Origin of the sequence: Mesorhizobium sp. M5C.F.Ca.IN.020.29.1.1 (assembly GCF_003997375.1) — a bacterium.
Classification (GTDB): domain Bacteria; phylum Pseudomonadota; class Alphaproteobacteria; order Rhizobiales; family Rhizobiaceae; genus Mesorhizobium; species Mesorhizobium wenxiniae.
This window is the reverse complement of the sequence record NZ_RZSW01000474.1, coordinates 1-5,003: the sequence shown is the minus strand read 5'-3', so window position 1 is coordinate 5,003 and position 5,003 is coordinate 1. Positions and strand designations below refer to the sequence as shown.

At 61.3% G+C, this 5,003-nt stretch carries 7 protein-coding genes; 3 read left to right on the top strand and 4 right to left on the bottom strand.

Translation table 11 applies throughout. The features are described 5' to 3' along the window. Together EOA85_RS27430 and EOA85_RS27425 are read left to right on the top strand one after the other, a co-directional pair. A partial coding sequence (locus tag EOA85_RS27430) for an NAD-binding protein (RefSeq protein ID WP_206523382.1) occupies window positions 1-960 on the top strand: 960 nt, incomplete at its 5' end. A 17-nt stretch (window positions 961-977) separates the two neighbouring features. Then, the gene (locus EOA85_RS27425) at window positions 978-1,526 is read left to right on the top strand and encodes a DUF924 family protein (RefSeq protein ID WP_127211861.1); all 549 of its coding nucleotides are present in this window, start codon (window positions 978-980) and stop codon (window positions 1,524-1,526) included. A gap of 48 nt (window positions 1,527-1,574) precedes the next feature. On the opposite strand, the gene folK is transcribed toward EOA85_RS27425, so the two are convergent. From folK to folP, 3 genes are all read right to left on the bottom strand, one after another. Further along, the gene (gene folK, locus EOA85_RS27420) at window positions 1,575-2,087 is read right to left on the bottom strand and encodes a 2-amino-4-hydroxy-6-hydroxymethyldihydropteridine diphosphokinase (RefSeq protein WP_127211860.1); all 513 of its coding nucleotides are present in this window, start codon (window positions 2,085-2,087) and stop codon (window positions 1,575-1,577) included. Continuing rightward, window positions 2,071-2,430 carry a dihydroneopterin aldolase gene (gene folB / locus EOA85_RS27415; protein WP_029352935.1) on the bottom strand — a complete coding sequence of 120 codons (360 nt, stop codon included), beginning with the start codon at window positions 2,428-2,430 and terminating at the stop codon, window positions 2,071-2,073. The genes folK and folB overlap by 17 nt, the downstream gene beginning before the upstream one ends. A gap of 115 nt (window positions 2,431-2,545) precedes the next feature. After that, window positions 2,546-3,388, bottom strand: a complete 843-nt coding sequence (gene folP / locus EOA85_RS27410) for a dihydropteroate synthase (protein ID WP_127211859.1) — start codon at window positions 3,386-3,388, stop codon at window positions 2,546-2,548. Window positions 3,389-3,472: 84 nt separating this feature from the next. Here folP and EOA85_RS27405 point away from each other — a divergent pair, with 84 nt between their 5' ends. Continuing rightward, window positions 3,473-4,090: a DUF922 domain-containing protein gene (locus EOA85_RS27405; RefSeq protein ID WP_029352939.1), complete on the top strand. Its 618-nt coding sequence runs from the start codon at window positions 3,473-3,475 to the stop codon at window positions 4,088-4,090. Window positions 4,091-4,137: 47 nt separating this feature from the next. Here EOA85_RS27405 and EOA85_RS27400 read toward each other — a convergent pair. Further along, a partial coding sequence (locus tag EOA85_RS27400; RefSeq protein WP_164759917.1) for an NAD(P)/FAD-dependent oxidoreductase occupies window positions 4,138-5,003 on the bottom strand: 866 nt, incomplete at its 5' end.

The window sequence follows — 5,003 nt, the reverse complement described above, 5'->3', positions numbered from 1 at the left end:
GTCGTCCAGAACTGGCGCCTTGTCACCATCTACGTCGTCGCCTACATGGTGATAAAGGCGATCGGCATCTACCTCGTCGCCCGCATACTCAAGACCAGTCATCGAGAAGCGCTCGAGCGTGCCGTCTTCATGGCGCAAGGCGGCGAATTCGCCTTCGTTCTCTATTCGGCCGCCGCGGTAGTCGGCATCATCGACAGCCAGGCTAACGCGACCCTGACGGCGATCGTCATCATCTCCATGGTGCTGACACCGCTGGCCATTCTGGCATTGCGGTATCTGACGCCGCGCGACGAGCAGTCGCTCGAAGGCGTCGACATCGCCGATGGCCTTACCGGCAGCGTGCTGATCATCGGCTTCGGCCGCTTCGGCCAGATCGCCAGCCAGCCGCTGCTGTTGCGCGGGATCGATGTCTCGATCATCGACAATGAGGTCGAGATGATCCAGGCGGCAGCTGATTTCGGTTTCAAGGTCTATTATGGCGACGGCACGCGGCTGGACATTCTGCGTGCCGCAGGCGCCGGCCGCGCGCGCGCCGTGTTGATCTGCGTCGACAAGCCAGATGTCGCCGTCCGGATCGCAGAGCTCATCAAGGCGGAGTTTCCCCTGCTGACCGTGCTGGCACGCGCCTTCGACCGCGGAACCGCATTGCAGCTGATCCGTGCCGGCGTCGATTTCCAGATTCGCGAAACCTTCGAATCGGCGCTTGTCTTCGGCGGCTCCACACTAGAAGCGCTGGGCGTCGACCCGGCGGAAGTCGCCGAGGTGATCGAGGATGTCCGCCGCCGCGATGCTGCCCGTTTCGAGTTGCAGCTCGCCGAAGGCGTTCGCGCCGGAGCGCGCTTCCTCAAGGGCAATATCGGCACGCCCATTCCGACACCGCTCAGCCAGCCGCGCCGCACCGGTCAGGCGCTCAATGAAGAAACCGCCGGCGTTCTGCACAAATCCGAGCCTGCGGACTAAATACCTGGAGCAAACAGATGACCGAACTGGACGAACGTGCGCTCTCCGTCACCAGATTCTGGCGTGACGCCGGGAAAGATGCGTGGTTCGAAAAGAATGACGCCTTCGACGCGGAGTTCCGCAACCGGTTTCTCGACCTGCACTACGCTGCCGCACGGCGTGAATGCGATGACTGGTCGGAGCATGCCGAAGGCTCACTGGCACTGATGATCCTGCTCGACCAGTTCCCGCGAAACTGCTTTCGCGGCACCGGCCATATGTATGCAACCGACCCGCTGGCGAGGCATTTTGCCGAAAAGGCGACCGCCGCCGGCCAGGATCTGGCGCTCGACGAAGACCTGCGCGCCTTCCTCTATTTGCCGTATGAGCATTCGGAGCAACTCGCCGACCAGCTCAAATCGATGGACCTTTTTACCGCCAAAGCCCAATCCTATCTGAAATATGCGGTCGAGCACCTGGAGATCATTCAGCGCTTCGGCCGCTTTCCGCATCGAAACAGGATGCTTGGCCGCGAGACGACGCCTGAGGAACAGGTGTTCCTCGACGGGGGCGGATTTTCCGGCTGAGCTCAGTGCATCGGAGCCAAAACTGGTTAGAGGTGTTGGTCCGATGCTTTAGGTCAGCCACCAATCCCGGCCAGACGGCAGTCGCTCGATGCCGGCGCTATCGAGCGCGGCAAGCCGCTCCGCCACACTTCTGCCGTCGACGGTGAGGTCAGGCGCGATCTCGGCCAGCGGCGCCAGAACGAAAGCGCGCTCCAGCATGCGCGGATGCGGCACTTCCAGCCCGGATTCGTGGATAATCCGATCGCCGAACACCAAAATGTCGATGTCGATCAGCCGTGGACCCCAGCGCTCCTCGCGCACCCGCTTCAGTCTGCGCTCGACGTCGAGACAGAGATCTAGCAATGCGTGTGGTGCGAGCACAGTCGAAATTTCGGCAGCCGCATTGAGAAAATCCGGCTGGTCGAGCTTGCCCCAAGGCGGCGTGCGGTAAAGCGAGGAGACGGCAACGACTCGCGCGTTCTCGTCAGCGTCCAGCATACGCAGCGCAGCGCCCATCGACCTTGCCGGGTCACCGAGATTGCCGCCAAGGCTGAGGTAAACCGTGTTATTCTGGCCAGACAACGGTCACCTCGACATGATCGAGCACACCGGGTACTGGCGCATTCGGCTTGCGCACGGTGATCTCGGCCTTTTTGATCTGAGGAAACCGAGCCGTCAGCGCCCGGGCCACCTCCAGCGCCAGCGCTTCTATCAGAAAACGCCTCTCGCCGGTTATGATCTTTTCGATCACTCCGAAGGCGACACCATAGTGGACGGTATCCTCGATGGAATCATCGACCAGCGCGCGGCCGGGTTCGACGGAGAGCGCAGCGTCGACATAGAAACGCTGGCCGAGCGTCTCCTCCTCGTCCAGCACGCCGTGCCGGGCGAAGAAGGCGCAGTTCTTCATGCGGATGACATACATCGCTCAGCGTCCCGCTCGATTAGAGCCACGTGCATCCACTTGGACGCAAAAACTACGCTCCAACGCTTTCAATCTACGCATCCTGCTTTCCGAAAATCGATTTTGATTTTCGAGCCTATGCGGTGGTTTCACGGGCCAGCATAGCATCCGCAAGCGCCAGCGCATCCACATTGATTGCGACATCGTGGACGCGAAAAAGCTGCGCGCCCTTGAGTCTCAGGATAACGCTCGTCGCCGCTGTTCCGGCCCCTCTGGCCGAGGCGTCGCGGCCGGTGACGACGCCGATGAAGCGCTTTCGCGATGTACCCGCCATCAGCGGAAAGCCCAAGGCATCAAGTTCGGAAAACCGTGCCATCAGGTCGAGATTTTCCTCCGCTGTTTCCTTGGCGAAGCCAAAGCCCGGATCGAGCACGATTTGGTCGTCGGCAACGCCGCTTTGCCGGGCGATTTCCAGTGACTTCCTAAGGAAGGAAAACTGATCCTCGATAACGTCGGGCAGTTTTTGCCTGTCACGTCCGGTGTGCATGATGACCAGCCCGGCGCCGGTCTCGGCAGCGACCCGCGCGACGCCCGGTTCGCGCTGCAGGCCCCAGACATCGTTGACGATATGGGCGCCGGCGGCGACGGCAAGCCGAGCGGTGTCCTCGCGATAGCTGTCGACCGAAATCAGCGCCTTGCCAAGCCTGGCGAGCGCCTCGATGACTGGCAGCACACGGGCCTGCTCCTCCTCGACGGCTACCGGAGATGCGCCGGGGCGTGTCGATTCTCCACCGACGTCAATCACGGAGGCCCCCTCTTCCACCATCCGGCGGGCCTGGGCCATCGCCTGTTCGGGCGCAACGAACAGTCCCCCGTCGGAAAAACTGTCCGGCGTGATATTGAGGATACCGACGATCACCGCTTTGCCGCCGAGGTCGAGATGACGCCCATGCGCCAGTTGCCATCGCCGTGTCGTCATTGTCCATCAACCATGTGTGATCCGCCAAAGATCAATTCCGTTGCGCCGGCAGCGGCCGTAGCGCATGGTGGGCAAAGAGGCAACATGATGAAACGATCACTGCTTTGCGCCCTGATGCTCGCTTTTTCTGCCTTGCCGGCGGGCACGGCGAGTTTGGTAAAGACATATAGCTACTTTAGCATCGGCGGCAGGACGCTCGATGATATCGGAACCCAGCTTACGAAACTTGGGCCCCAGGTAAAAAGTACAGGGATGCGGCATCCAGGCGCCACGCAGATGGCGTTCACCACTCGCATCAGCTATGCAGAAAAATCGAATTCCTGCGCGATTGCTGACGCCAACGTCACTCTCAAAGTCAAGGTGATCCTTCCCGAGTGGCGCCGCTCGCGCAAGGCTGATGCGGGCGTAAGGCTGTTTTGGGATACATTGTCCGCCGACATCAAGCGCCATGAGGATCGCCATGTCGAGATCGCCAAGAACCATGCCCGCGACCTCGAGGATGCGCTGAAGGCGACCTATCCGCAGAAGACTTGCCAGCAGGCCAAGGCCAAGGCCGCGGAAATCGCCGCCGCTATTCTTGCCAAGCACGACCGGGCCCAGATGCAATTCGATCGCGTCGAGACAATCAATTTCGAAAGCCGCATCCTGCGGCTGCTGCGCTATCGCATGGAGCGCATCGAGAACGGCCGGCTGCCGGGTTAGCTCAGGCCAGATGGTAAGGTCGATTTTCGTGGAGTAAGAGTGGGGCGTCAGCCGGCGACGCCAAGCTTCTTCTGCAGACTGGTCGACGAGGTCGTATACTGGAACACGATGCGCTCGCCGGGGCTGACGATGCGCTTGGCCGCTTGAGCCATCAGGGCGACCTCATGGAAGCCCGACAGGATCAGCTTCAGCTTGCCGGGGTACCAGTTGATGTCGCCGACGGCGAAGATGCCCGGTACCGATGTCTGGAATTTCTCGGTGTCGACCGGGATCAAGTTCTCGTGAAGATTGAGCCCCCACTCGGCGATCGGTCCTAGCTTCATGGTCAGGCCGAAGAACGGCAGCATCCGCGTGCACGGCACCTCGATATCGCCGCTGGGGCTTTTGATGGTCACGGAGGAAAGCTGGCCGTCGGCGCCGGACAATCCCGCCACCTGCCCTACCTGGAAATCCAGTTCCTTCATCTCCTGCATGGCGTACATCTTGTTGACGCTGTCGGGCGCCGCGCGAAACTCCGGCCGCCGGTGGACTAGCGTCACGCTCTTGGCCACCGGCTGCAGGTTCAGCGTCCAGTCGAGCGCCGAATCGCCGCCGCCGACGATAATGAGGTCGTGGCCGCGAAATTCCTCCATCCGGCGAACCGAGTAGAAGACGCTCTTGCCCTCATAAATCTCGATGTGCGGGATCGGCGGCCGCTTCGGCTGGAATGAGCCGCCGCCGGCGGCAATAACCACAACCTTGGCTTCAAAAACCTCGTTCTCGTCAGTGAGGACGCGAAAGCTGCCGTCCTCGAGCTTTTCGAGGCTCGAGACCATGCGGTTGAAGGTGAAGTCGGGCTTGAACGGCGCGATCTGCTCAAGCAGCCTGTCGACCAGGCCCTGCGCCGAAATCGATGGCCAGCCGGGAATGTCGT

Excerpts from the sequence above, each read along its gene's own strand:
- EOA85_RS27425 (WP_127211861.1), top strand. The coding sequence starts at position 978 with ATGACCGAACTGGACGAACGTGCGCTCTCCGTCACCAGATTCTGGCGT.
- folB (WP_029352935.1), bottom strand. The coding sequence starts at position 2,430 with ATGTATGTCATCCGCATGAAGAACTGCGCCTTCTTCGCCCGGCACGGC.
- folP (WP_127211859.1), bottom strand. The coding sequence starts at position 3,388 with ATGACGACACGGCGATGGCAACTGGCGCATGGGCGTCATCTCGACCTC.
- EOA85_RS27405 (WP_029352939.1), top strand. The coding sequence starts at position 3,473 with ATGATGAAACGATCACTGCTTTGCGCCCTGATGCTCGCTTTTTCTGCC.